The sequence below is a fragment of the Collimonas fungivorans genome, from assembly GCF_001584145.1.
GTDB lineage: Bacteria > Pseudomonadota > Gammaproteobacteria > Burkholderiales > Burkholderiaceae_D > Collimonas > Collimonas fungivorans.
Window position 1 is genome coordinate 2,243,664 of the sequence record NZ_CP013232.1, and the last position, 24,546, is coordinate 2,268,209.

A 24,546-nucleotide genomic window follows, 5' to 3' on the forward strand; every position below is an offset into this window, starting at 1 on the left:
CGCTATATGTTTTATTATTAATGGCATTAAAACAAAGTTATATTTATTCTATATCGGGGTTTTAACTCTACAGGGTGGGCATGGCTGCCCCCCTACGCGCATTCAGCTGCTCAGCCGAGCGTAATCCAGCCGTCTTCGTACCAGGTATGGAGCGCCTCCAGCACATCGGTGGAAACCTTGGCGGCGTCTTCGCTATCGAGCCGGCGCTGGTCAGCCAGCAATGTCAACGAAGCTTTGTCGGCGCGGCCGGCAGCAAACGATTCGCCATTGATGAATACATGCTTGCCGCGATACAGCATCTGGGTCTTGCGCGACAGCGCCACGCCACGCTTGTGTAGTGACACGGTAAAGCGCGCCAGGGTCAGGGGCCGTGGCGGCGATTCGAAAAACACGCTGGCCTTGGGTTCGGACAAATACTCGCCGACGAAAATGGCGATATCGTCTTCTGTGAAGCGTACCTTGTTGAGCTCGTCCGAGATTTGCGCCAGCATGCCGGTGCCGATTTCAGCCGGATGCTTGCTGGCTTGCAGGTCCGGGTCGGCATAGCGCCCCGGCAGGTCGATCGAATCGGCCATGAACTGCAGGAAAGCTTCGCCCAGCTCCTGGAACGGCGGCGCGCGGAAGCCGATCGAATACGTCATGCATTCGCCGATTGCGGTGCCGTCGTGGGCGTATTGTGGCGGCAGGTAGAGCATGTCGCCCGGTTCCAGGACAAATTCCTGCTCCGGTTCGAAGTTCTTGAGTATCTTCAGCGCGCTGCCTTCGACCAGGGTCAGGTCCTGGGTAGCGCCGATTTTCCAGCGCCGCTGGCCGTGGGCCTGCAACAAAAACACATCGTAGGAGTCAAAGTGCGGACCGACGCCGCCGTTATCGGTGGCATAGCTGATCATCAGGTCATCCAGCCGTGCATCGGGGATGAAGCGGAACTGGCGCAGCAGGGCGTCGGCGCCGTCGTCGTGCAGGTTGACGCCTTGCACCAGCAGGGTCCAGTCTTTCTGCGCCGTGCTCGGCAGTTCCGGGGCCGGGCCGTTGCTGACTTGCCATTGCTGCTTGAAATGGGTCACCAGGCGCGATTCGACGTCGTCGCGCCGGGCCAGTTCAAACAGGGCGTCGGGCGACAGCAGGGGAATGAAGCCAGGCAAAGCCTGGCGGATCAGCAGGGGTTTTTTGTGCCAGTAATCGCGTAAGAATCGCGCGGGCGACAGGCCGCCCAGGAGTGTTGAATTTTTCATGCCGCCATTATATCGGGTTGCATGCCTTAAAATGAGGGCAGGGAATCTGGATTCGACGCGCAATCAAGGCGGTGCAGGCCGTTTGGATGGGCTTAGTACGTAATTTTTTGCTATCTCGGCAAGACGGGACCGTTCCGGCGGGTATAATCCGAACGCATGTTAAATGAAAGGAATGATCATGAAGATTGCCAAAAATACGGTAGTGACTGTACGCTACAAATTGTCAGATGCCCAAGGCAATCTGATCGAAGAAAGCAGCGAACCGATGGTGTATTTGCACGGCGGTTACGAAAACACGCTGCCGAAAATCGAAGAAGCACTGGATGGCAAGGAAGTCGGCTATCAGACCGAGCTGCAGGTTGAGCCGGACGACGCGTTCGGCGAATACGATTCGAACCTGGTCAAGATAGAGCCGCGCAACCGCCTGCCGACGCCGCTGGAAGTCGGCATGCAGTTCGAGGGCACGCCGGACAACGAGGATGAAGAAGAACAGGCATTGATTTTCACGGTGACCGATATCGCCGATGACAAGGTTGTGCTGGACGGTAATCATCCGCTGGCCGGGATTGCCCTGCGTTTCGACCTGAGCGTGACGGAAGTGCGCGCTGCCTCGGAAGAAGAAATCGCCCATCAGCATGTGCATGGCGCCCATGGCCACGACCATGACGATCATGACGACGATGGCGCTGACGATCATTTTCGCAGCCATCCTATCCACTAAGCTGTCAGTGTCTTGCGCCGTGCAACTGTGACGGCGCCTGAAAAAAAGCCGCAGACCTGTTCTGCGGCTTTTTTGTTTTCAAACAACCGGCTGAGGCGCGGCTAGCGGCGCGACAGCGTAGGCTGGTCGGCAGGTTTTCCGAGTTCGAACAGTTTCGGGCTGGCCGGGTCCACCGTGACTTTCAGCCAGCCGGCGGGGACTTCCAGGTCGCCCAGGTTGCGCTGCCAGACGATATTCGCGGGATTGGGCGAAGCGGTCCCGTGCGGTCCGTGGATTACGAGCACCTTGCCCTCGAAATGCGCGGCGTGTGAATTGATGCGCTGGCGGATTTCGGTAAAGCCGTCACGCTTGACGTTGAAGTCGAACACACGATGGCGCTGGGTGGCCAGCGGATCGCCGTCGCAAAACAGGACCACCGCATCCGATTTCTTCTGCGACGCATTCAGGAAAACGCGCTGCAGCCATTCCCGGTTGGCGATCTGCCGGTCTTCGAATTCGCTGTTGCGGCCGCCTTCCGCCAGGTAATGGTTATTGGCGGCGGGCAGGTTGATGGTGGCGAACACCACGTTGCCGATTTCCCAGCGCGCATTCTCCACGTAGCTGCGGAATTTCGGCGAGGTCGATTGCCGGATCAGCGGGATCTTGCTGTCGCCAAAAGAAAATTCGTCGGAAAAGAACAGGTCGCGGATCCGGCCCAGGCGTTCTATTGCGGCGGAGCGGTCGGCCGTGGTTCTGCACGTCACCCAGTCGCTGGCCGACAGAGAAACGATCAAGCCGTTTTTTGCGCTGCTCAGCAAAGCCTTGCGCTGGCCGTACAACTTGTCGGTGCACGGCTCGCTGCTGGCCTTGATGCCGTTCGCCACCACAAACGCCAGGTTGTCGGCGTCGGTTTCGCTGATGGCGCTGCGCAGTGCTGTTTCATCGGCATTGCTGCGAAACACATGTGCAATCACGCCGAAACTGAAGCCGTTGGTTTGCGCCAGCACCGATCCGCAATTTGCCGCCAGCGCCAGCAGCAGCACTAGCTGAAGCGGCAGTGCGCGGCGCGGGCGGACGAACATGCTCATCAGCTTTTCTGCCCGTTGCTGAGATGTTTAAGCCGATACAGCTGCTCCAGGGCTTCGCGCGGAGTCAGGGCATCGGGTCGATGCTGTCCAGGGCGATCAGCAATTCGCTGTCCAGGACCTCGCTGCCGGCGGTTTCATCGATGTCCAGACTGGCGGCTTGCGCAAACAGGTCGAATTGCGGCGTCGGCTGCATCGATTGCGATTCCAGCAAAGCCAGGTGCTTGCGGGCGGCGCGGATCACCGGCGCCGGTACGCCGGCCAGCTGCGCCACCTGCAAGCCGTAGCTCTGCGATGCGGGCCCTGCCTGCACTGCATGCAGGAAGACGATGCTGTCCTTGTGCTCGACCGCCGACAAATGGACGTTGGCCGCAGACGGATGCAGGTCCGGCAGCTGGGTCAGTTCGAAATAATGGGTGGCGAACAAGGTGAAGCTGCGGGTGGCGTCGATCAGGTGGCGCGCGATCGCCCACGCCAGCGCCAGGCCGTCGAAGGTCGAGGTGCCGCGGCCTACTTCATCCATCAGCACCAGCGAGTTTTCGCTGGCGCCGTTGAGGATCGCTGCGGATTCGGTCATTTCGACCATGAAGGTGGAACGGCCGCCGGCCAGGTCGTCGGCGGCGCCGATGCGGGTGAAGATGCGGTCGATCGGGCCCAGCACGGCGCTGTCGGCCGGCACGTAGCTGCCGACGTAGGCCAGCAGGGTGATCAGCGCCACCTGGCGCATGAAAGTCGATTTACCGCCCATGTTGGGGCCGGTGATCAGCAGCAGCTTGCGTTCGGTTGACAGCTGGCAGTCGTTGGCGATGAAGCGTTCAATCTGCTTTTCCACCACCGGATGGCGTCCCTGCACGATCTGGATCGCCGGTTCGTTCACCAGCCGCGGTACGCACCAGTCATGGCGCGCGGCATGGTCGGCCAGCGCCACCAAGGTGTCGAGCTGGGCCAGCGCGTGGGCGATGTTTTGCAAGGTGCCGATATGCGGCGCCAGGTCTTGCAAGATCTGGTCGTACAGCGCTTTCTCGCGGATCAGCGCGCGTTCCTGCGCCGACAGGGCCTTGTCTTCAAACGCTTTCAGTTCCGGCGTGATGTAGCGCTCGGCATTCTTCAGGGTCTGGCGCCGGCGGTAATCGTCAGGCACCTTGGTGGTCTGGCCGTGCGTGACTTCGATGTAGAAGCCGTGCACCTTGTTGTATTCGACGCGCAGGTTGGCGATGCCGGTGCGTGCCCGTTCACGCGTTTCCAGGTCGACCAGGAACTGGCCGGCGTTTTCCGACAGTCCGCGCAGTTCATCCAGTTCGGCGTCGAAGCCGGTGGCGATGACGCCGCCGTCGCGCACCATGGTCGACGGCTCGGCCGCGATCGCGGTCTGCAGCAGCTGCAGGCAGTCGACCGGGGTTTCCAGCGCGCTTTGCAGCTCCTGCAGCAGCGGCACTTGGTTTTCAGCTTGATTTTCGCTGCCGCACATGGCGATGTCGGCGCGCAGGGAGTCCAGCTGCAGCAGGCCGTCGCGCAAGCCGGCCAGGTCGCGCGGCCGCGCCGACAGCAGGGCGATGCGGGCGGTGATCCGTTCGATGTCCGGCACCGCGCTCAGCGTACTGGAAATGGCGCTGCCGGTATCGGCGGCAATCAAGGCGCCGATCGCCGCATGGCGGCCGCGGGCCACTGCCTGGTCGCGCTTGGCGTGGTGCAGCCAATGGCGCAGCAGGCGCGAGCCCATTGCGGTGCGGCAGTGGTCCAGCAGCGAAAACAGGGTGGGCGCGCCGGACGAGGCATCCTGGCCGCGTATGGTTTCGGTCAGTTCCAGGTTGCGCCGGGTGGCGGCGTCGAGGCCGATGAATTCGTTTTCGGTTTCAACCGTGAGCGTGCGCACATGCTGCAAACCCTTGCCCTGGGTCGACTGCGCATAACGCAGCAGGGCGCCTGCGGCGCCGATGGCAGCGCTCAAGCCCTCGGCGCCGAAGCCGCCCAGGCTGCTGACGGCGAGCTGGTCGAGCAGCGCTTTCTGGCCGTTGGCGATATCGAAATGCCATTCTGGCACGGTGGTGGCCTTATCGACCACGGCGCTGCCCCACATCGTTTCCACCATGTCGGCGGCCAGTATCTCGGCCGGCGCGATGCGTTCCAGTTCCTGCTTTAGCAGGGTATCCAGCGTCGCCGCTTCGCAGGCGAATTCCATCATCTTCAAGGCGCCGCTGGCCATCGACAGCCAGGCCAGGCCGACCTTGAGCGCCTTGCGCTGCTGGGTAACGTACAGCGCCAGCAAGGGCTGGTCCGATTTTTCCGGCAGCAGGTTGGAGTCGGTCAGGGTGCCGGGCGTGATCACGCGCAGCACTTTGCGATCGACCGGCCCTTTGCTGGTGGCCGGATCGCCGATCTGTTCGCACAGCGCCACCGATTCGCCCAGCTTGATCAGCTTGGCCAGGTACTGGTCGGCGGAGTGGAAGGGTACGCCGCACATCTTGATCGGTGCGTTGTTGTAGGTGCCGCGCGCGGTCAGCGTGATGCCGAGCAGGCGCGCCGCTTTTTCCGCATCGTTGAAAAACAGTTCGTAAAAATCCCCCATCCGGTAAAACACGAGCGTGTCCGGATAGTCGGCCTTGATGCCGAGGTACTGCTGCATGCCGGGTGAAACTTTTTGTGCCGCTGCCGTCATCGGGCGGCCCGTTGCTGGAAATTTGATTGCATTAAATGGGTTCTTTCTCAGGTGCCGGATGGCACCTGATCGCTAATATTCGAGAATAGGCGATATTGTAAGCCGAACAAGGCTCAGCCGCCATTTGTTTGCGGTTCGGGATGCCTGTTGCACAAGCATTGGCGCGCTTGCTTTTATCGCGGCGGCGCGCTGTCCTGGAAAAACATTTCGCGCATCAGGAACTGCTGCAGTTCTGCCGTATCCTTCAGCCTGGCGCTGAGCGTGATGACGCGGCCCAGCCGTTGCGAGCGCCACGGAATGTCGGTGCTGGTCTTCTTGCGAATCATCTCTATCATCTTGTTGACGATCGCCATCTCGATGCTTTCGTCGCTGCCGCGCTCGACCGGGATGTTCTGCTGCGCGCTGCGGCTGGCGTTGGCGTTCCAGCCGCGGAAAATCAGGCTGGCGCGGAACGGGGTTTTATCGCGCACTTCGAAGATGCCGCCGGACTTGTCCTTGTCCATGCCCATCCAGCCGCGCTGCGCCTGGATATTGGCGCGCGCGATGTCGTTCGGCGATTGCGGCGCTTCTTCCGCGGTCTCGCCGGCTTCGGCGCGTTCCTGGGCCTGGGCCGCTTCACGCCGCTGGCGCGCGGCCTGGATGTGTGAAGAAAAATCCTCTTCTACCGATTGCTGGTACTTGGGGGCGTCGGGCGGCGGCGGTATGCTCGGTTCCGGCGCGGCTGCGACGACTATCGGTTTGCGGACCTGATCCTGTTTCGATGCGGACTTGCGTGGTTTGGGCGCGGATTTCGGCTTGGCGGGAGGCGTCTGCAGTTTCGGCGGCGGCACGCTGCTGGGCGCAGTCGCGGCGCTGATGAGCAGCAATCCCATGTTGCCAGGCGAGGGCGAGGCCAACGGCAGCTCGACCGCCAGCTTGGTCAGCAAGAACCAGATGCCGATAATGTGGACCAGGACGGAAACCAGCACGCCGATGATCTTGGAAATGCGCCATTGACCGGCCTGCTGCTGGTCTGTCTGCGACGTTTCGCCCGGAGTTTCGCCTGGATTAACACTCCCTTCCTTCATCGATTCAGCCTTGTATCGTCAACGTGATTGCAAGTTTGATAGCGTCGGCGGCGGCTCCGCAGGAAACCGTGCCGTCCGCTGTCAAGGTTCTGGCGCCAAAGGTCGTCATGTTACCGTAACCAGCTTAAAACGCCATTGCCGGCGGCCCGCCCGGAGGCCAGGCAGGCGCTGAGCAGGTAGCCGCCGGTGGGCGCTTCCCAGTCCAGCATTTCGCCGGCACAGAATACGCCCGGCAAGGCCTTCAGCATGAGCCCCTGGTCCATGCCTTCAAACCTTACGCCGCCAGCGCTGCTGATGGCTTCGTCGATAGGGCGGGCAGCCAGCAGGGTCAGCGGCAGCGCCTTGATGGCTTGCGCCAGCAGCAAGGGCTGGCCAAAATCGGCGGCCGGCACCAGTTCCCGCAGCAGGCTGGTCTTGACCCCTTTCAGGCCGAGGCGGCTTTGCAGGTGGCTGGACCAGGAGCGCGCGCCGCGCGGCCGCGCCACTTCGTCCGTGACGCGTTGCAGGGACCAGTCCGGCAACAGGTCGAGATATATCTGGGCGCTGCCGCTGGCGGCGATGCGGTCGCGCAGGCCCGCCGACAGCGCATAGACCAGGCTGCCTTCGATGCCGTCGGCGGTAATCACGAATTCGCCCTGCTTGCGCAGTTCCGGCCGGTCGCCATCGCTGACCGGGGTGCCGGCCACCGGAGTGCCGGCCACCGGAGTGCCGGCCACCGGATTGCCGGCCACAGTGATAGCTACCGATTTCAGATGATGGCCGGCGAAGTGCTCGCGGAAATATTCGCTCCAGCCTGCCTCGAAACCGCAATTCGCGGGCAGCAGCGGTGCCAAGGCCACCTCGCGCTGCGCCAGCAGCGGCACCCATTTTGCATCGGAGCCCAGGCGTGCCCAGCTGCCGCCGCCCAAGGCTAGCACGACGGAATCGGCATTCACTGCGAGCGGTCCTTGCGGTGTTTCGAAAGACAGCGCGCCGGCTTCGTTCCAGCCTAGCCAGCGATGGCGCATGTGGAAGCCGACGCCGGCCTGGCGCAAGCGATGCAGCCAGGCGCGCAGCAGCGGCGCGGCTTTCATGTCGGTAGGGAACACGCGGCCGGAGGAGCCGATGAAAGTTTCTATGCCAAGCGCGTGCACCCATGCGCGCAGGGCATCCGGGCTGAACTGGTCCAGCAGCGGTCCGATTTGCGGACGGCGCGCGCCGTAGCGCGACAGGAAATCGTCGTAGGCCTCGGAGTGGGTCAGGTTCATGCCGCCTTTGCCGGCCAGCAGGAACTTGCGGCCTACCGAGGGCATGGCGTCATACACATGGACTTGCATCCCGCCGGCCGCCAGCACTTCGGCCGCCATCAGGCCGGCCGGGCCGCCGCCGATGACGGCGACTGTTTTTTGCAATCCGGAATTGTTCAGCGAAGTCATCAGTCGGGGCAAGCCAATAAAGCCAATCCTGTAGTGTGGTTCAAGGGAGGTTCAACAGGAAAAATCGCAGGAAGAGTTGCAGGAACTGCCATAAAAATCTGCCAGAGGAAGCGGTCTGCAACTTTACCATATTGCAGCAATCAACACGGCCGGCAAGCAGCCGCTAAAAGCATCTAGTGACATGGAAACAAAAGAGGCTGGTTTGCACCAGCCTCTTTTACAGAGAGTTACATTTTTCCTGCCAGATAAACGCTAGGACACAATAGCCAATACTAGCGTTTCAGCTGGCTGCTCAGTTGGCTGATATCGCGCACCGCGCCGCGGTCGGCCGAAGTCGCCATGGCGGCATAGGCTTGCAATGCCTGCGATACATAACGCTGGCGATTGACCGGTTTCCAGGCGTCCTTGCCCTTTGCTTCCATCGCGGCACGGCGTTGCGCCAGGTCGCTGTCGCTGATCTTCAGGTGCATGCGGCGTTCAGGGATATCGATTTCGATGATGTCGCCTTCCTCCACCAGGCCGATGGCGCCGCCTTCGGCCGCTTCCGGCGAGGCATGGCCGATCACCAGGCCGGACGAACCGCCGGAGAAGCGGCCGTCGGTGAACAGCGCGCAGGATTTGCCCAGGCCCTTGGATTTGATGTACGAAGTCGGGTACAGCATTTCCTGCATCCCCGGGCCGCCTTTCGGTCCTTCGTAGCGGATGATGACGACGTCGCCGGCATGCACGGTGTCGCCCAGGATCGCTTCCACGGCGTCGTCCTGGCTCTCGAAGACACGGGCGCGGCCGCTGAACTTGAGGATGCTTTCATCGACGCCGGCGGTTTTGACGATGCAGCCGTTTTCCGCCAGGTTGCCGTACAGGACCGCCAGGCCGCCGTCTTGCGAATAAGCGTGCGCCTTGTTGCGGATGCAGCCGTTGTCGCGGTCGGTGTCGAGGCTGGCGAAGCGCTTTTCCTGGGAGAACGCGACCTGGGTCGGCACACCGCCGGGAGCTGCGCTGAACATCTTATGTACCGCCGGATCCTGGGTTTGCGTGATGTCGTTATTGGCGATGGAATCCGCCAGGGTCTTGGCGTGAATCGTCGGCCGGCTGGTGTCGAGCAGGCCGGCGCGCGCCAGTTCGCCGAGGATGCTGACGATGCCGCCGGCGCGGTGCACGTCTTCGATATGGTATTTGTCGGTCATTGGCGCCACCTTGCACAGGCAAGGCACGTGGCGCGAGATGCGGTCGATGTCAGCCATCTTGAAATCGACTTCGGCTTCCTGCGCCGCCGCCAGCAGATGCAGCACGGTGTTGGTCGAGCCGCCCATGGCGACGTCCAGCGTCATGGCGTTTTCAAACGAAGCCTTGGTGGCGATGTTGCGCGGCAGGACCGAGTAGTCGTCTTGTTCGTAATGGCGTTTGGCCAGCTCGACGATCAGGCGGCCGGCGCGCAGGAACAGTTCCTTGCGGTCGGCGTGGGTGGCGAGGATGGTGCCGTTGCCGGGCAGCGCCAGGCCCAGCGCTTCGGTCAGGCAATTCATCGAGTTGGCGGTGAACATGCCGGAACAGGAGCCGCAGGTAGGGCAGGCCGAGCGTTCGATTTCAGCGATGTCGGCATCGCTGACGCTGGCGTCGCCCGCCTTGATCATAGCGTCCACCAGGTCGATCTTGAAAATCTTCTGGTCGATGACGGCCACGCCCGGCAGCTTTTCAACCACCTTGCCGGCTTCCATCGGGCCGCCGGAAACAAACACCACCGGGATATTCAGGCGCATGGCTGCCATCAGCATGCCGGGCGTGATCTTGTCGCAGTTGGAGATGCACACCATGGCATCGGCGCAATGGGCGTTGACCATGTATTCGACCGAATCGGCGATCAGTTCGCGCGACGGCAGCGAGTACAGCATGCCGCCATGGCCCATGGCGATGCCGTCGTCCACCGCGATGGTGTTGAATTCCTTGGCGACGCCGCCGGCTGCTTCGATTTCGCGCGCCACCATCTGGCCCAGGTCCTTGAGGTGGACGTGGCCCGGCACGAACTGGGTAAACGAGTTGACTACCGCAATGATCGGCTTGTCGAAATCGCCGTCTTTCATGCCTGTGGCGCGCCACAGGGCGCGGGCGCCGGCCATGTTGCGGCCGTGGGTGGTGGTGCGGGAACGGTATTGCGGCATGGTCTACTTCTCCAGACATGATCTACTTCGATTAGTGGCTTAAGGCTGACGCTAGATTGCCTTGCCCATAAGGCCATGTCAAATATATGATTTATGGGCTATTAATATCTATTGCATATATATTGGATTTTGCGTGTTTGCCGATGCTGGACTGCAGGATTTCTTGCTGATTTGTATTTAATTACTCAATAATATTAAATTATTAGAAAAATATTCTAATAGTTTGTGATTTAGGGATCTTTGTTGCAATAATTTTCCATGCGGATAATCCTACAATGACTGCAGGTAATCTCGCCGTACAGTCCAGCATGGAGCGCTTCTTATGACTTCCGATCATTCCTCAGGTTCGCCGGCAATGCATGCCGAAACACATGTCGACACCCAGCTGGTGCATTGCGGCCGCGAACCGGCGCGTTTTGCCGGCATGGTGAATACGCCGGTGTTCCGCGGTTCGACCATCATCGCCAACAACCTGGAAGACTGGGAAGCCGCGCGCCAGATCGACAATCCGATGTCCAACTACGGCCGCTTCGGCACGCCGACTACCCGTTCCTTCGAGCAGGCGATCGTGACACTGGAAGGTGGCCATAACTGCCTGGTGTTCCCGTCCGGCCTGTCGGCCTGCACCCACAGCATCATGGCGTTCGTCAAAAGCGGCGACCACGTCCTGATTACCGACAGCGTGTATGGCCCGACCCGCACCTTCGCCGACCGCGTCTTGCGCCGCATGGGCGTGGAGGTGGAGTATTTCGATCCGCTGATCGGCGGCGAAATCCGTACGTTGCTGCGGCCGAACACCAGCGTGGTGTTTGTCGAGTCGCCCGGATCGTGGACTTTTGAAGTGCAGGACATCCCGGCCATCGCCGAAGAGGCGCACAAGGTCGGCGCTTACGTATTGCTCGACAATACCTGGGCCACGCCGCTGTTTTTCAAGCCCTTCGAACATGGCGTCGATGTCTCGATCCATGCCGCCACCAAGTACATCGTCGGCCACTCCGACGCCTTGCTCGGCGTCGCCAGCGCCAACGAACGGGCCTGGTGTATCCTCAAGCACGGCGCCCATGATTTCGGCCAGACCGCCGGTCCGGACGATATTTATCTGGCGTTGCGCGGCATGCGCAGCATGGGAGTGCGCCTGCGCCAGCACTCGGAGAGCGGCATCCAGCTGGCCGAGTACCTGCAGACCCAGCCGCTGGTGGAGCGGGTGCTGCATCCGGCCTTGCCGTCCGATCCCGGCCACAAGCTGTGGCAGCGCGATTTCCTCGGCGCCAGCGGGCTGTTTACGATTGCCCTGAAAGAAGTCGGCCGTCCGGCGCTGTCGAAATTTTTCGACGGCCTGCAATTGTTCGGGATCGGCCTGTCGTGGGGTGGTTTTGAGAGCCTGGCTCTACCGCTGGACAAGCCGCCGACCCGGGTGGCTTCGGGTACAACCTACCCGAACCCGCTGGTGCGGATCCATGTCGGCCTGGAAAACATCGACGACCTGGTCGCCGACATGGGCCAGGCGTTCAAGCGCATGGAGCAGGCGCTTTAATCTGGTTAATCTAATCCCATGTAGTCGAGCGGCAGCGCCGTCGTGTGCTTGATCTGTTCCATGGCGAAGCTGGCGTTGACGTCGAACAAGGCGTTCGACTGCGTCAGCTTCTGGTATACCGCGTCGTAGGCGGCGATATTCGGCACCACCACCCGCAGCAGGTAATCGATGTTGCCGCTCATGCGGTAAAACTCGACCACTTCCGGAATCAGCTTGACGGTATTGCTGAACTGCGCATACCAGTTGGCGTTGTGCTGGTTGGTCTTGACCGAAACGAATACCGTGACGCCGACGTTGAGCTTATTGGCGTCCAGCAGCGCCACCCGGCGCAGCACCACGCCATCCTCTTCCAGTTTCTGTATGCGGCGCCAGCATGGCGTCGAGGACAGGTTCACCTTCTCGGCGATCTCCGCCACCGGCGTGCTGGCGTCTTCCTGCAGGATGGCCAGAATCTGTTTATCTATTTTATCCATGGTCGGCTTGATTCGAGATGAGTGTCGGCAGAGGCAGTTTAGCGCCACTTGCGCCAACGCAGCGGATTTCGAGTGTTTTGCCTATGTCCTCGATTGACTTTGCCGCCCGGGAGGCAGATATTAACGGCGCAACATCTATAAATACAAGAGGGAGACACAATTGCGCATTTCTTTACCAAAACCATTCCGCCTGCGCCCCATGGCCCGTGCACTGACATTGGCAACCCGTACTGCTGCCGTACTGGGCGCGGGATTCGTCATCTGCGCGCCGGCCGGCGCAGCGAATTTTTCGCAGATGGTGTTTTTCGGCGACTCGCTGACCGACACCGGATATTTCACCGGCGTCGGCAAGCAGCCGTCGTTTACCACCAATCCCGATCCGGTCTGGGCGCAGATCCTGGCGCATAAATACGGCACCACCGCCAATCCGGCGGCCGTGCTGACGCCGAGCGGGGTGCAAGCGGCCGGCGGCACCGACTATGCAGTCGGCGGCGCCCGCGTGACCAGCCAGAACGGCTGGCCCGACGCCGCCACGGCGCCTCTGGTGCCGACCGTCACCAGCCAGGTCCAGGCTTACCTGGCCGCCAATCCGCGCCTCGACAGCAAAGGCTTGTACGCGGTCTGGGCAGGCGCCAACGACATATTCGGCTATACCCAGACCAATATCGCAGGCCTGCTCAATCCGGCGACGCAGACCGCCACCGCGGTGCAGACGATCCAGCAAGTCGCCGGAGAAGCCGGCAATGTGGTCAGCCTGGTCAGGCAATTGCAGCAGGCCGGCGCCGGCACCGTGATTGTCATCAATCTGCCGGACGTCGGCCGCACTCCACAAGGATCGTCGATCCCTGCGCTGGCCACCTTGTGGACAGCGGCTTCGACCAGCTTCAACGACAGCCTGAACAGCGGCCTGAGCGGCCTGGGCGGCAATATCGTCGCGCTCAACGCCTTCGGCTTGCTGCGTGAAGCGATCGCCAATCCTGGCTTGTACGGCTTCACCAACGTCACCACACAGGCTTGCACCACCAGCTCTTCGTCGACTTGCACCACCTCGACTCTGGTGGCGCCGAACGCCGACCAGACTTATCTGTTCGCCGACGGCGTCCATCCTACCGGCGCCGGCCATGCCATCCTGGCGCAGTATGTCGAATCGGTATTGCAGGCTCCGGGCCAGATCGGCATGCTGGCGGAAGCGCCGCTGGCCGGCGCCCAGGCTTTCACCCGGGTGATCGACGACCGCCTGCGCCTGACGCCGCGCGCAGGACAGGTAGAAGCCTATGCCGCCTATGACAACACCCACCAGAGCCTGGACCACAACGGCAACAATCCTGGCCTGGACGGTTCGTCCAACAGTTTGTCGGTCGGCGTCGACTATGCGCTTAACCAGAACGTTACGGTCGGCGGCGCTTTCGGTTTCGCCCATAACAAGGCGAATTTCGGCAACGACACCGGCGGCTTCAAGCTGGACCAGGCTATGTTGTCGGCCTATACCCAGTACCGCGACGGCGCCTGGGCGCTCAACGCGCTGGGCATGGTCGGTTCGCTGCAGTACAAGGACGTGACCCGCAACATCGTCTTGGGCGCCACTACCCGCAGCGAGAGCGGCAGCAGCAACGGCCACCAGTTCCTGCTGCGCATCGGCGGCCAGTACGACTTTGACCTTGGCGCGCTGGTCCTGAGCCCGGTCGGCAACTTGACCTGGCAACAGGTCAATGTCGGCGGCTATACGGAAAACGGCAACGACAGCACGGCCATGAACTTCCAGTCGCAGCGGCGCAATTCGCTGGTGTCGAGCCTGGGCGCGCAGGTCAGCAGCAAGCTGACGCTGGGTCAGTATGCGGTGCAGCCGTTCGCCAAGCTGGCGTGGGAAAAAGAGTTTGAAGACAGCGAGCGCGACGTGCGCGCCAATGTGGTCGGCATGGCCGGCAGTTTCGGTTTGCCGGCGTACCAGGGGCCTTCCAACAGCGCCCGGCTGGATCTCGGCGCCAGCATTGCGCTGGCGACGGATTTCAGCGCTTACGCCAGCTACAGCGGCCAGTTCGCCGGCGGCAACAAGACCAACTCTTTCCAGGTCGGTTTGAAAAAAGCGTTTTAAGCACGTAGGGTGGGCACGCTTTTGTGCCCACGCCCACGTGCGATCTCAAATCTCTCTGCTGCGTTTACACATAACGCGTGGGCACAAAAGCGTGCCCACCCTACGGTTTTTTATGCGCAGCATTTATTCAGGGGCTTTGGCCGCCGGCTTGACCGGCAGCGCAGGCTTGTCGTCGAAATCCACTGCGGGCAAGCCGGTATCGAGGCCCAGGTAGTGTTCGATCAGGCCGAAGAAACGATCGTAGAACTGGCCGGCGGGGATCGTCTCGCTGGCGACCTTGACCAGCGAATCGGAAGTGCTGCCGATCGGCATCGACACCGAGCCCAGTACGCTCAGGCCGACGCTGGCCGAGTTGTTGGTTTTCTTCAGTGCGTAACGGTCCTGGGTGGCGCTGACAAACAGCGTGCTGCTTTTGCCTTGCTTGTCGTTGGCGGCGCATACCACGTGGAATTCGATCTCGACGTGGACGTCGCTTTCCGGCTGGAAGTGCTTGTGGCCGTCGACCAGGTCATCCTTGGCTTGCTTGATGATGTAACCCTGGCTCAGCAAGGTGCGGCGCGCGGCTTCGCAGGTGTCGGCGCTGGACTTGGCGAAGTCGTGGGAAAAAGTGCTGGTTTCGCTGAACTCCTCACCCTGGTAGACCTTGGGTTTGGTGCTCGAGCAGGCGGCGAGGGCGCTGCCCAGCAAGACCAGCAGCGAAACGCGCGAAAAACTGTACATCCTGGACATGAACGAAAACTCCTTGAATCGGCTGAGGCTAAGTAATAGCGGCGATGGCATTTTAGACCATCGCGCTCAATATTCAGCCGATTCGACAGAAGTCCGGGCGTTTCGTTGCAATTCTAGGGCCTGTTCAAGCTGTCCTTGGCCCGCGGACCACGGTGTATTGTTCGGAATTGCCGGAAAGCCATTGTTCCGCCAGCTCGCGGTTGTCATGCTGCCATGGATGGAAATCGCGGCGCAGGTAGGCCAGCAGCGGGCCTGTGCTGAGCCAGACCAGGCCGTAGCGGCCAAAGAAGAAACGGGCGGCGTCCAGCCATGTGCCAGGCTTGAACAGCACTCGGTCGTGCCAGAGGTTGTTGATCGTTTGCCCGGTCGCCATCAAGGTTAAATGCAGCATGGCAAAAGCGTAACCGCGCATCCGCGCCCGATAGTCGCCACCCAGCGTGTGGAACAGGTCGAAAGCCACCGCCTTGTGTTCGGTTTCTTCCACCGCATGCCAGCGCCACAGGGTTTGCAATGAAGGTTCCGCGCCGTCCAGCAGCGGCGGGTGGCGTAGCGTCAGGTCGGCCATCGCCGCAGTGTAGTGCTCCAGGGCTACGGTAACCGCCAGCCTGCGCATTGCAGGAACCTTATGCTGGTGTCCCAGTGCGATCAGGTTGCCGGACCAATGCTGCCAATGGTTGTGCAATCCTTGTTTTTCCAGCTCGGCGTTGTACAAATCGTGCACGCGGCGGTGAGCGGCTTCCTGCCCGACAAAGTCCTGGATCATGGCGCGCAACACGCTGTTCTCTGGCGAGTCCGGCAGCGCTTGCGCGGCCTCACGCACGGAGTCGATGAATTCCTGCTCGCCGACTGGAAAACTCATCGACAAGGCGTTGAAGTATTGGGTGCGGAACGGTTTTCCTGCCAGCCAGTGACGCGGGAAGCCTTGCGACAGGTCGACCAGCAGTCTTCTTACCATCAATGGAGTGGAGGTATTCACGGACATGCCTTTGTGGATTTGCGATATAACCACTATACTGAGCTTTATTCAGTTTTTAAACTCGCAACTTGCTCAGTTTTCGACAGGCACGACCATGGCCAAGCGCAATCAAGCTTCTTCCTCTGAAATCATGCGGAAATTGCCGACCCAGGAGCGTGCGCAGCGCACCATAGAGACCATTTTTGAAACCACTGCTCAGATTCTGGAAAGCGAAGGTCCAGCCGGGCTGACCACCAATAAGGTGGCGGAAAAGGCCGGTTTCTCGATCGGCACCCTGTACCAGTACTTCCCCAGCAAGGAAGCGATACTGACCGCCTTGATCGCGCGCGAGCGGCGGCGCGTGATGGATGAGCTGGATGCATTGATGGAAAGCGCCGAAAGCCAGGTCGGCCAGCTCGAGCCGAAGAGTTTCCTGCGCCAGTTCATCCGCATCAATATCGAAGGCCTGGGCAGCGGCCGCAGCGCCAAGCGGGCAATGGTCCGCTTCGCCTGGCAGCACGATCATCACGAAGACATTACCCAGGCCTTGCGCGAGACGGCGGAACGGATCGCCATCAGCATGCAAAGGATCCACCACCCCAAGCTGCGATCGCCGACGCCGGCCATGATGTTCGTGGTCACCCGCGCCGTGATAGGCGCCATCCGCAGCGCTTCACTGGAAAGGTCGCCGCTGCTCGGCAGCATCGAATTTGAAGACGAGCTGGTGCGGCTGGCCTGGGGCATGTTGTCGGAACAGGACGATTCCTGATGAAAGTGTCCGATTCAAGAGAGGGCGGGGCAAATGCTTATAATGCATGGCAACTGCCGCTCCGCCAGCCAAAAACCGATCCAGAAAAACGCGAATGAAATACCCCGCATTGCTTTCCTTTCAAGAAGTGCTTCCTCAGCTCAGGCAGTTCGACGCCGTCATCGATGCCCGCAGCCCTTCGGAATTTTCCGAGGACCATATTCCCGGCGCCATCAACTGCCCGGTGCTGGACGATGCGCAAAGAGCGCAGGTCGGCACCATGTACAAGCAGGTCAACACATTCGAGGCGAAAAAGTTGGGAGCGGCGCTGATCGCCCGCAATATCGCCTTCCATATCGAGACCCTGTTCCTGGACAAGCCGCGTGAATGGACGCCCCTGGTTTACTGCTGGCGCGGCGGCAACCGCAGCGGCGCCATGGCGCACATCATGGCGAAAATCGGCTGGCCGGTGGCGCAGCTGGACGGCGGCTACCAGTCGTATCGCAGGCATGTCAACGCCAGCCTGGCCGAGCTGCCGCTGCGCTTCGGCTTCAAGGTGATTTGCGGCCCCACCGGCAGCGGCAAGAGCCGCCTGCTGCAAGTGCTGGCGCAGCAGGGCGCGCAAGTGCTGGACCTGGAACAGCTGGCGGCGCATCGCGGTTCGGTGCTGGGCAACTTGCCGAGCGAACTGCAGCCTTCGCAAAAAGCTTTCGAGAGCCGGCTGTGGGACATGCTGCAGGGTTTCGATCCGCAGCATCCGGTGTTCGTCGAATCCGAGAGCAAGAAAGTCGGCAACCTGCGAGTGCCGGAAGTGCTGATGGCATCCATGCGCAATTCGCCCTGTTATGCGGTGGCGCTGTCGCGTCCGGACCGGGTGCGGCTGCTGCTGGAAGACTATGTGCATTTCATCGCCGACCCCGCCTTGCTGAATACCCAGCTGATTTGCCTGGCTTACGTCCATGGCCGTGACAAGGTCGCATACTGGCAGCAGCTGAGTTTGTCGGGACGGATCGAGGAACTGGTCGATGAGCTGTTGCTGAAGCACTATGACCCGGCTTATGCGCAGTCGATCAGGAGGAATTTCGACCAGTTTTCCGAGGCGCAGGTAATCGATCTCCCGGATATTTCGAGCGCCGCTTTTGCCCGCGCGGCGAAACAGCTGCATCAAGAGAAATAAGCGCCGATGGCGCGTATACTTCATTCTTATCTTTGACCGACTTTACCTCAGGACGCGTATGCCCGATCTCGCTGAACCCAGTATCCGACTGACTTCCTTTTCGCACGGCGGCGGTTGCGGCTGCAAGATCGCGCCGGGCGTGCTGGCGGAAATCCTCAAGGGCTCGAACGGATTCCCGGTGCCGAAAGAATTGATGGTGGGGATTGAAACCGCCGACGACGCTGCCGTCTATAAGCTCAACGACGAACAGGCGCTGATCGCGACCACCGATTTTTTCATGCCCATCGTCGATGACCCTTACGACTTCGGCCGCATCGCCGCCACCAACGCAATCTCGGACGTGTACGCCATGGGCGGCACGCCGATCATGGCGCTGGCCCTGGTCGGCATGCCTATCGACAAGCTGCCGCTGGAAGTCATCGCCAGCATCCTGAAAGGCGGCGAGTCGATCTGTGCCGAAGCCGGCATCCCGATCGCCGGCGGCCATACCATCGATTCGGTCGAGCCGATCTATGGCCTGGTGGTGCTGGGCCTGGTCCATCCGTCCAAGGTCAAGCGCAACGCCGGCGCCAAGGCCGGCGACAAGCTTATCCTCGGCAAGCCGGTTGGTGTCGGCATCTTGTCCGCGGCCTTGAAAAAGGGTGCGCTGGACGCCGCCGGTTATGCCGCGCTGATCAGCAACACGACCAAGCTGAACAAGCCGGGCCGCCTGCTGTCGGAACTGGCTGGGGTTAATGCCTTGACCGACGTCACCGGCTTCGGCCTTCTGGGGCATATGCTGGAACTGGCGCGCGGCGCCAAGCTGTCAGCCCGGCTCGAGATGGGAGCCATCCCCTTGCTGCCGCAAGTGCAGCAGCTGGCCGAGCAGGGATATGTCACCGGCGCTTCGGGCCGCAACTGGAACGGCTACGCCAAGGATGTGACCTTGGCCGACAGCATCACGCCGGTGCAGCGCAGCTTGCTGACCGATCCGCAAACTTCGGGCGGCTTGCTGGTTTCCTGTGATCCCGCCGCAGCCGGACAGGTGCTGGAACTGTTCCGGCGCGAAGGGTTTGCCGACGCTGCCGTCATCGGTGAAATGACAGCAGGCAGCGGTGTGCAAGTCGTATCCTGACTAAGCGCGGTTCCTGAAAAACAACGTATCGCCAAGCCAGACCGCAATCATCGTGACTCCCATCAACGGGAAGATGATGCCGAGCAGCGCCATGTAGCCTTTCCAGCGTGTGATCGACGGCGGCGGCTGCATCACGCGCTTTGGCGCGCCGATCGAATTTTGTGGACGGCGCTTCCACCACATGATGAATCCGGTCGCGGCCATGCCCAGCAGCGTCAATGAAATGGCGGCGCAGATCAGCTGGTTGGCGAGGCCGAAATACTCTCCCATATGCAAGGCAACGCCGAGCGAAACCAGCTTGGAGACCGGGTTGTACTCGGAAAAACGCATGTCCTTCATGATCTTGCCGCTGTACTGGTCGATGTGCAGCGTGCGCTGCTGGTCCAGGTCGGAACGGACGAATTCCCCTGCGCCGGGCGCATACGAGGCGGTGAACACATCGGAACTCTTGCCGGGCAGGACCAGCTGGTAGGTCTGCATGCCGTTGTGTGCGGCGATCGCTACCACCTGGTCGATGGCCAGGCGCCGTTGCGGCATGTCGTGTGACATGGGCACCATGGTGGCGCCGACTGCCCACGGGACGTTGGCTAGCGGCAGGTCCTGCATTTTCATGCCGGGCATGTCTGCCATCGAGGCGTGCGCGTCTGCATCATGGACATGGGTTTCCTTCGCTGCTGCCTTTGGCGCCGCCGCCCAGGTAACCACTGCCTGGAAGTTCTTGCCCCAGAAACTGGACCACGGCAAGCCGCTCATGATGAAGAACACCGCGCCTATCGAGACCCAGATGCCGACCACCAGGTGCAACTCGCGCCAGACTGCCCGGCCGCGCAGGCTGAGTCGCGGCAGCAGCGTGCCCCACACTGAAAACTGCTTGCGCGGCCACCAGAGCGCAATGCCGGTGCCGACCATGACCAGGGTCCAGCAGGCCGCCAGTTCCATCAGCCAGCCGCCCCATTTGCCCAGCAGCAGGTCGCGGTGGATTTGCCGCACTTGTTTCATCAGACGGTGCTCAACGCTGAGCGTGCCCAGCACCTGGCCTGTGTAGGGATTGACATAGACGCTGCTGCTGTCGCCGGAAGCCAGGCGGAATACTGCTTCGGTGCTGCGCCTCGGGTCCTGGCTGACAGTGATCGAGCTTGGCTTGGCATCCGGTGGCAGCGCGCCGGCGGCGATGCCGAGCAGCTTGTCGTAACCCAGCCGGGCCTGGGTGCTGGCGGGCACGAACAGCTTGTCGCCGTAGAGAGCGCTTTCTATCTGCGGCTTGAAGACATAGATGGTGCCGGTGATCGCCAGTACGATCAGGAAAGGCATCACGAACAGGCCGGCATAAAAATGCCAGCGCCACAGGATGCGGTAATTGCGCGACGAAACTGAGCTCGTTTCATCAGGCGCGTTTTGCTGAATTGTCTGCATGACTGTTCCTTGCTAAAATTTTTGCAGCGTTTACAAACTGACTTTGGCTTCCAGGTAGAAGGTCCGGCCTGGATAGGGGTAGTAGACGTAGTAGCGCTTGTCGGTCAGGTTGTCGATGCCGATTCCCAGCTCCGTGTTCCTGGTCGGCTTGAAGGTCAGCTTGGTGTCGAACACCAGGAAGGAGCTGGTGCCGCCGAAGGTGTCGGGGTTGGTGTCGGTATTGGTCAGCGTGTTGTACTGCCGCCCCGAATAACGCCCCGCCAGCATCACGGTGGCCTGGTCATTGACGTGATAGCTGCCGACCAGGTTGCTGCGCCACAGCGGGATGCGATAGAAATTCTTGCCGACGGTCGCCGGGTTCTTGCTGTTTTCCAGGATGATCGACCTGGTATAGCCGACGCTGGCGCTCAGGTCCAGTCCGCGCAGGAACACATCTTCGCCGGAATAGCTGAGCTCGATTCCGCGCGAGCGCACCCGGTCTATGTTCTGGATGCTGGTGACGTTGGGGAACACCGTGGTGTTGGTCTGGCTGAACAAGGTGTTCTTCACATCGTCTTCAAACAGCGACATGCGCAGCATGCCGTTGAATTGCGACCATTCCGCGCTCAATTCTTTCGCCAGGTCGTTTTCCGGTTTCAGGTTGGGGTCGTTGTTGACCAGCGTCGACCCGGTCAGGCTGCCCTGGAACAGCTCGCTGACAGTCGGGAATCGGTAGGCGCGGCCGGTGGAAAAGCGCAATGTCAGGTCGGAAGTCGCCTGGTAGGACAGCGCCGCCTTCGGTGACCAATAGGACAGGCTGCGGCTGTCGTAACTCTTGCTGTAATGCTGGGCCGCGGCGCTGGTGGCGCGTGCGCCGTCGTAGGCGCGCCAGTCCTCGTAACGCAGGCCGTAGGTCAGTTTCCACAGCTGGTTCAGTTGCCAGGCATCCTGGGCAAACAGGGCCTGGGTTTCGGTCTTGCCGGCGAATGCGTTGTTGAAGCCGCTCGCGTCGTTGCTGCGCCAGTTGCTCAGGTTGTAGGTGGTGTTTTCCAGGAAATAATTGTCGTAGTGATAGCCGAGGGTCGGCCAATGGCTGCCGGCGGCGACGGTTACCGGTTTGTAGTCGGCTACCAGGTCCAGGGTTTTCCAGCCGGAGCCGTCGCCGTAGGTGGCGACGCCGCTCAGGTTGCTGGCCAGCCCGCTGCTGGCGGAGCGGGAGATGCTTTTCGAGACGTCGAAATACGATGCGATCGCCGAGTAGTTCCAGCCGCTGGCATGGCGGGTTTTCAGCGTCAGGCCGTATAGCTGGTTTTCGCTTTCGCTGGCTGCCGGCGCAAAGAACGACGCCGGCAGGTTGTACTGGTAGCCGCCGATATTGACCAGGCCCGAATACACCGGATTGCCGTTGGCGTCGCGCAGGAAGGTCTGGGTGCTGTTGCTCACCTGCTGGCGCCAGTAGCCGAAGGTAAAGCCGGCTTGCAGGGTCGGCGTGATGTCGTAGGCGGCCTTGAACTTGAACTGGTCCTGCACCGCACGCTCGGCGCCTTCGGCATTGACGCCGAAGATGGTGGCGGGGGCGCCGTTCGGATCGGTATATTGGTAGGCGCCGGTCACCGGGATCGCGGCAGCGCCAGCCGCTTGCCCGGAGCGCGGCTGGCTGGCATACACAAACGGCTGGCCGGCGTTGCTGAGATGGTCGATGCCGAGCAGGAAGGAGAGGTCGCCGACCTTGTTGCCGATCGCCGCAGTGCTCTTGTTGCCGTCGAAATGGCCGTCGACGCCGAACAGGCTGAACTGCTGGCTGAATACCTGGGCCTTGAACATCGCTTCCAGCCTGGTCGGCATCTTGGTGGTGATCGCTACCGTGGCACCCATCGAATTGCCGGGGTAGAGGGCAGAGAAGGGGCCGTAGACCACATCCACCTGTGCGATGTCTTCCGGGAATACCATGGACCAGCGCGGCGGGAAGCTGTGGGTATTGCCGAGGAAATTGCTGAGCAGCAGGCCGTCGGCATACACCAGGCCGCGCGCGGTCTGCGAAGTGCCGTTGCCGCGCACTGAAATGGTGGCGTTCTCGTCACCGATAAAACGTTTGCGGACCGCCATGTTGGGCATGTACTTCAAGGCGTCTTCGGTATTGATGACGTTGAGGTTTTCCAGTTGCGCGGCGGTGATCCGTTCGCTGCTGGCTGGCAGGTTGGGATCGAGCACCCGCTTTTCCCGGGTTCCCGTGACAAACACCTCGGGCACTGCATGGATATCTTCATCCGCCGCCCACGCGCTTTGCGAGAGCACGGGCAGGGCCAGCATGACGGCCAAGGACGATGTCTGGCGTAAAAAAGACGGCAACTGATGTGGCAACAGGTAGCGGCGCGATGAAACATTCCTAGTTTGCGCGAGCAAATCAAGCATAAAAAAATTCCCATGGACAGACGATAATCGTCCCCGGATTGCAAGTGCGATCGGGGATAGGCGGCGCTGGAAGTTATTTCTCAAGCGCCGGCAATGACAATCAGGAGAGAGCCGAGGGTGGGTCTAGCGGATGGGTTTGCCCGCGGAACGGGCGTGGCGGGATGTAGTCGTAAAGCAGCGGGACGGCATGGGTGACACTGGCCGCAATGTTGGGCAGCAGCCCGAAAGCAGCTGTCGGCGGCGGGCTGTTGGCCAGTAAAGTACAGTAGCCGCAGGCATTCCAGTGGTCGGCATGCGGCGCGGAAGATTTGCCGCTGTCGCCCGGATCGGCGCTGACCAGTCCGGCCGCGGTGCAGATCTCGCCGTGTATTTCTCCGTATCGCTGTATCGCCCCCGCCGCCTTGAGCGACTGCGAAACCGTCGGCATGAGGATGCCCAGCCAGATGGCAAACAGGCAGGTCCAGACCACAAGTTTTTGACGGCGGATACGTAACATGGATGACTTACGGAGATGTAAGCATTGCGAAGACAGGATGAAACGGGCCAATTATATATGACGATGAGAGCCGCACAAAACCGTTATGCCAGGCAGTGTATTTTTGTTAACTGTCGGTTCGGAAGCATCCAGATACCGGCAGCGCCGGTAAAACCGGAGCGGTTGCCAGATGATTGGAACTGTCCGCTTTCAAGCGGGCTGCACCTCCGGCTGGCTGGCCAGCACCGCGCTGCTGGCCGCTTGCTGCGCTTGTTTCATCTCGCTCAGCAGGCAATGCAGCATCTCGCTCGACAGTCCATGCAATACCAGGCGGTAGCCGGCGCCCAGGGTCGACATCGGCACCAGTGGATGCTTGTTATTCAGCAGCAGCAAATGCTGGGGAGAGTTGAGTATGGTGGCTGCATACACCGCCATGGTTTCATCCAGCTGCAGCGAGTTGGCGGCGCGCCAGAAATCGTTATCGGTCAGGAACAGCTGGTAGACCGGCGTGAAAATCTCGATGGCGGTCTGCAAGTCGATGAAGTTGAGAGCACACTGCGGCATGGCCGCCAGCGCCAGCGGCGGTTCGCTGATCATGCTGAAGTCGACATCCTGCAGCGCTGCCAGGGTTTTGCCTTCGGCGCGCAGTTGCTGGTTGAGGCGGATCACGAAATTGAACAGGTTCAGGTCATGCTTGAGGAACAGTTCATCCCCCAGGTCGTCTATCGTTAGTGGCTTGAGCGGAGACAGGGCGACGCTGACCGGTGCATTGCGCTCGATGAATTCGATGATCTGGGCGCCAAGGTGGAAATGGCGCAGTATCAGCCAGTTGGCCTCGGGCGAGACAAATCCTTTCAAGCCCCATACCAGCAGGCGATGCAGCGTTTTCGAGGCGGACCAGCGTTTCGGCAGGATCGTCTTCAGGATCTGGATCAGGATGATCATCAGCCGCGCCAGCGGCCGCACGAACGGCAGCAGGTACTGGCGCGAAGGCGACGCCAGGTCGTGCAGCCAGGCGCTCTTGACCGCATCCGGCAGCGGCGTGCTGCCATCCAGGTAGAGCGCCAGCCAGGGATTGGGATCGCGCGGATCGTGTGCGCGTTGCAGGAAATCGTCGCTTTGCATGGTGTT

19 protein-coding genes are annotated in these 24,546 nt (G+C 61.1%); 6 read left to right on the plus strand and 13 right to left on the minus strand.

The window, feature by feature from the left end; genetic code table 11:
* Positions 1–110 precede the first annotated feature (110 nt).
* The gene (locus CFter6_RS09700; protein ID WP_061539758.1) at positions 111–1,232 is read right to left on the minus strand and encodes a cupin domain-containing protein; all 1,122 of its coding nucleotides are present in this window, start codon (positions 1,230–1,232) and stop codon (positions 111–113) included.
* A gap of 178 nt (positions 1,233–1,410) precedes the next feature.
* Between CFter6_RS09700 and CFter6_RS09705 the strand changes: the two genes are divergently transcribed.
* Positions 1,411–1,953, plus strand: coding sequence for an FKBP-type peptidyl-prolyl cis-trans isomerase (locus CFter6_RS09705; protein ID WP_061542287.1), 543 nt, complete (start codon positions 1,411–1,413; stop codon positions 1,951–1,953).
* A gap of 101 nt (positions 1,954–2,054) precedes the next feature.
* Here CFter6_RS09705 and CFter6_RS09710 read toward each other — a convergent pair whose 3' ends face one another.
* The 5 genes from CFter6_RS09710 to ilvD all read right to left on the minus strand — a co-directional run bounded on the left by CFter6_RS09710 (position 2,055) and on the right by ilvD (position 10,314).
* Positions 2,055–3,020 carry a hypothetical protein gene (locus CFter6_RS09710; RefSeq protein ID WP_082814681.1) on the minus strand — a complete coding sequence of 322 codons (966 nt, stop codon included), beginning with the start codon at positions 3,018–3,020 and terminating at the stop codon, positions 2,055–2,057.
* A 64-nt stretch (positions 3,021–3,084) separates the two neighbouring features.
* Positions 3,085–5,673, minus strand: a complete 2,589-nt coding sequence (gene mutS / locus CFter6_RS09715) for a DNA mismatch repair protein MutS (RefSeq protein ID WP_417924795.1) — start codon at positions 5,671–5,673, stop codon at positions 3,085–3,087.
* 173 nt (positions 5,674–5,846) lie between these two features.
* Positions 5,847–6,740 carry a hypothetical protein gene (locus tag CFter6_RS09720; RefSeq protein WP_061539759.1) on the minus strand — a complete coding sequence of 298 codons (894 nt, stop codon included), beginning with the start codon at positions 6,738–6,740 and terminating at the stop codon, positions 5,847–5,849.
* Between the two features lie 110 nt (positions 6,741–6,850).
* Positions 6,851–8,155 carry a TIGR03862 family flavoprotein gene (locus CFter6_RS09725; RefSeq protein WP_061539760.1) on the minus strand — a complete coding sequence of 435 codons (1,305 nt, stop codon included), beginning with the start codon at positions 8,153–8,155 and terminating at the stop codon, positions 6,851–6,853.
* Positions 8,156–8,427: 272 nt separating this feature from the next.
* On the minus strand, positions 8,428–10,314 hold the full coding sequence (gene ilvD, locus CFter6_RS09730; protein ID WP_061539761.1) for a dihydroxy-acid dehydratase: 1,887 nt from the start codon (positions 10,312–10,314) through the stop codon (positions 8,428–8,430).
* Positions 10,315–10,636: 322 nt separating this feature from the next.
* Here ilvD and metC point away from each other — a divergent pair, with 322 nt between their 5' ends.
* Entirely contained in the window at positions 10,637–11,848 is a 1,212-nt protein-coding gene (gene metC / locus CFter6_RS09735) for a cystathionine beta-lyase (protein WP_150118691.1), read from the plus strand.
* A 5-nt stretch (positions 11,849–11,853) separates the two neighbouring features.
* On the opposite strand, the gene CFter6_RS09740 is transcribed toward metC, so the two are convergent.
* Entirely contained in the window at positions 11,854–12,321 is a 468-nt protein-coding gene (locus CFter6_RS09740) for an Lrp/AsnC family transcriptional regulator (protein ID WP_061539762.1), read from the minus strand.
* A 199-nt stretch (positions 12,322–12,520) separates the two neighbouring features.
* Here CFter6_RS09740 and CFter6_RS09745 point away from each other — a divergent pair, with 199 nt between their 5' ends.
* Positions 12,521–14,413, plus strand: coding sequence for an autotransporter outer membrane beta-barrel domain-containing protein (locus tag CFter6_RS09745; protein ID WP_061539763.1), 1,893 nt, complete (start codon positions 12,521–12,523; stop codon positions 14,411–14,413).
* 123 nt (positions 14,414–14,536) lie between these two features.
* On the opposite strand, the gene CFter6_RS09750 is transcribed toward CFter6_RS09745, so the two are convergent.
* Positions 14,537–15,142 carry a DUF2242 domain-containing protein gene (locus CFter6_RS09750; RefSeq protein WP_061539764.1) on the minus strand — a complete coding sequence of 202 codons (606 nt, stop codon included), beginning with the start codon at positions 15,140–15,142 and terminating at the stop codon, positions 14,537–14,539.
* A gap of 124 nt (positions 15,143–15,266) precedes the next feature.
* Entirely contained in the window at positions 15,267–16,124 is an 858-nt protein-coding gene (locus CFter6_RS09755; RefSeq protein ID WP_061539765.1) for a metal-dependent hydrolase, read from the minus strand.
* 88 nt (positions 16,125–16,212) lie between these two features.
* Between CFter6_RS09755 and CFter6_RS09760 the strand changes: the two genes are divergently transcribed.
* The 3 genes from CFter6_RS09760 to selD all read left to right on the plus strand — a co-directional run bounded on the left by CFter6_RS09760 (position 16,213) and on the right by selD (position 19,136).
* Complete coding sequence (locus tag CFter6_RS09760) at positions 16,213–16,866, plus strand: TetR/AcrR family transcriptional regulator (protein WP_082814683.1); 654 nt, start codon at positions 16,213–16,215, stop codon at positions 16,864–16,866.
* 94 nt (positions 16,867–16,960) lie between these two features.
* Positions 16,961–18,022, plus strand: a complete 1,062-nt coding sequence (gene mnmH, locus CFter6_RS09765) for a tRNA 2-selenouridine(34) synthase MnmH (protein ID WP_061539766.1) — start codon at positions 16,961–16,963, stop codon at positions 18,020–18,022.
* 58 nt (positions 18,023–18,080) lie between these two features.
* Positions 18,081–19,136 (plus strand): selenide, water dikinase SelD, encoded by a 1,056-nt coding sequence (selD, locus tag CFter6_RS09770; protein WP_061539767.1) that lies wholly within the window; start codon positions 18,081–18,083, stop codon positions 19,134–19,136.
* Here the strand turns inward: selD and CFter6_RS09775 are convergent, their stop codons facing one another.
* The 4 genes from CFter6_RS09775 to CFter6_RS09790 form a co-directional block, all read right to left on the minus strand.
* Positions 19,137–20,549: a PepSY-associated TM helix domain-containing protein gene (locus CFter6_RS09775; protein ID WP_061539768.1), complete on the minus strand. Its 1,413-nt coding sequence runs from the start codon at positions 20,547–20,549 to the stop codon at positions 19,137–19,139. It lies immediately after the preceding gene.
* 30 nt (positions 20,550–20,579) lie between these two features.
* Positions 20,580–22,940, minus strand: a complete 2,361-nt coding sequence (locus CFter6_RS09780) for a TonB-dependent receptor (protein WP_236904592.1) — start codon at positions 22,938–22,940, stop codon at positions 20,580–20,582.
* A gap of 100 nt (positions 22,941–23,040) precedes the next feature.
* Positions 23,041–23,436, minus strand: coding sequence for a DUF2946 domain-containing protein (locus CFter6_RS09785; protein WP_082814684.1), 396 nt, complete (start codon positions 23,434–23,436; stop codon positions 23,041–23,043).
* A gap of 189 nt (positions 23,437–23,625) precedes the next feature.
* Entirely contained in the window at positions 23,626–24,540 is a 915-nt protein-coding gene (locus tag CFter6_RS09790; protein WP_061539771.1) for a DUF6999 family protein, read from the minus strand.
* Between the last annotated feature and the right edge of the window lie 6 nt (positions 24,541–24,546).

Bases quoted from the DNA above. Each gene is read 5' to 3' on its own strand.
- CFter6_RS09700 (WP_061539758.1), bottom strand. From the start codon at position 1,232: ATGAAAAATTCAACACTCCTGGGCGGCCTGTCGCCCGCGCGATTCTTA.
- CFter6_RS09705 (WP_061542287.1), top strand. From the start codon at position 1,411: ATGAAGATTGCCAAAAATACGGTAGTGACTGTACGCTACAAATTGTCA.
- CFter6_RS09710 (WP_082814681.1), bottom strand. From the start codon at position 3,020: ATGAGCATGTTCGTCCGCCCGCGCCGCGCACTGCCGCTTCAGCTAGTG.
- mutS (WP_417924795.1), bottom strand. From the start codon at position 5,673: ATGACGGCAGCGGCACAAAAAGTTTCACCCGGCATGCAGCAGTACCTC.
- CFter6_RS09720 (WP_061539759.1), bottom strand. From the start codon at position 6,740: ATGAAGGAAGGGAGTGTTAATCCAGGCGAAACTCCGGGCGAAACGTCG.
- CFter6_RS09725 (WP_061539760.1), bottom strand. From the start codon at position 8,155: ATGACTTCGCTGAACAATTCCGGATTGCAAAAAACAGTCGCCGTCATC.
- ilvD (WP_061539761.1), bottom strand. From the start codon at position 10,314: ATGCCGCAATACCGTTCCCGCACCACCACCCACGGCCGCAACATGGCC.
- metC (WP_150118691.1), top strand. From the start codon at position 10,637: ATGACTTCCGATCATTCCTCAGGTTCGCCGGCAATGCATGCCGAAACA.
- CFter6_RS09740 (WP_061539762.1), bottom strand. From the start codon at position 12,321: ATGGATAAAATAGATAAACAGATTCTGGCCATCCTGCAGGAAGACGCC.
- CFter6_RS09745 (WP_061539763.1), top strand. From the start codon at position 12,521: ATGGCCCGTGCACTGACATTGGCAACCCGTACTGCTGCCGTACTGGGC.
- CFter6_RS09750 (WP_061539764.1), bottom strand. From the start codon at position 15,142: ATGTCCAGGATGTACAGTTTTTCGCGCGTTTCGCTGCTGGTCTTGCTG.
- CFter6_RS09755 (WP_061539765.1), bottom strand. From the start codon at position 16,124: ATGTCCGTGAATACCTCCACTCCATTGATGGTAAGAAGACTGCTGGTC.
- CFter6_RS09760 (WP_082814683.1), top strand. From the start codon at position 16,213: ATGGCCAAGCGCAATCAAGCTTCTTCCTCTGAAATCATGCGGAAATTG.
- mnmH (WP_061539766.1), top strand. From the start codon at position 16,961: ATGAAATACCCCGCATTGCTTTCCTTTCAAGAAGTGCTTCCTCAGCTC.
- selD (WP_061539767.1), top strand. From the start codon at position 18,081: ATGCCCGATCTCGCTGAACCCAGTATCCGACTGACTTCCTTTTCGCAC.
- CFter6_RS09775 (WP_061539768.1), bottom strand. From the start codon at position 20,549: ATGCAGACAATTCAGCAAAACGCGCCTGATGAAACGAGCTCAGTTTCG.
- CFter6_RS09780 (WP_236904592.1), bottom strand. From the start codon at position 22,940: ATGCTTGATTTGCTCGCGCAAACTAGGAATGTTTCATCGCGCCGCTAC.
- CFter6_RS09785 (WP_082814684.1), bottom strand. From the start codon at position 23,436: ATGTTACGTATCCGCCGTCAAAAACTTGTGGTCTGGACCTGCCTGTTT.
- CFter6_RS09790 (WP_061539771.1), bottom strand. From the start codon at position 24,540: ATGCAAAGCGACGATTTCCTGCAACGCGCACACGATCCGCGCGATCCC.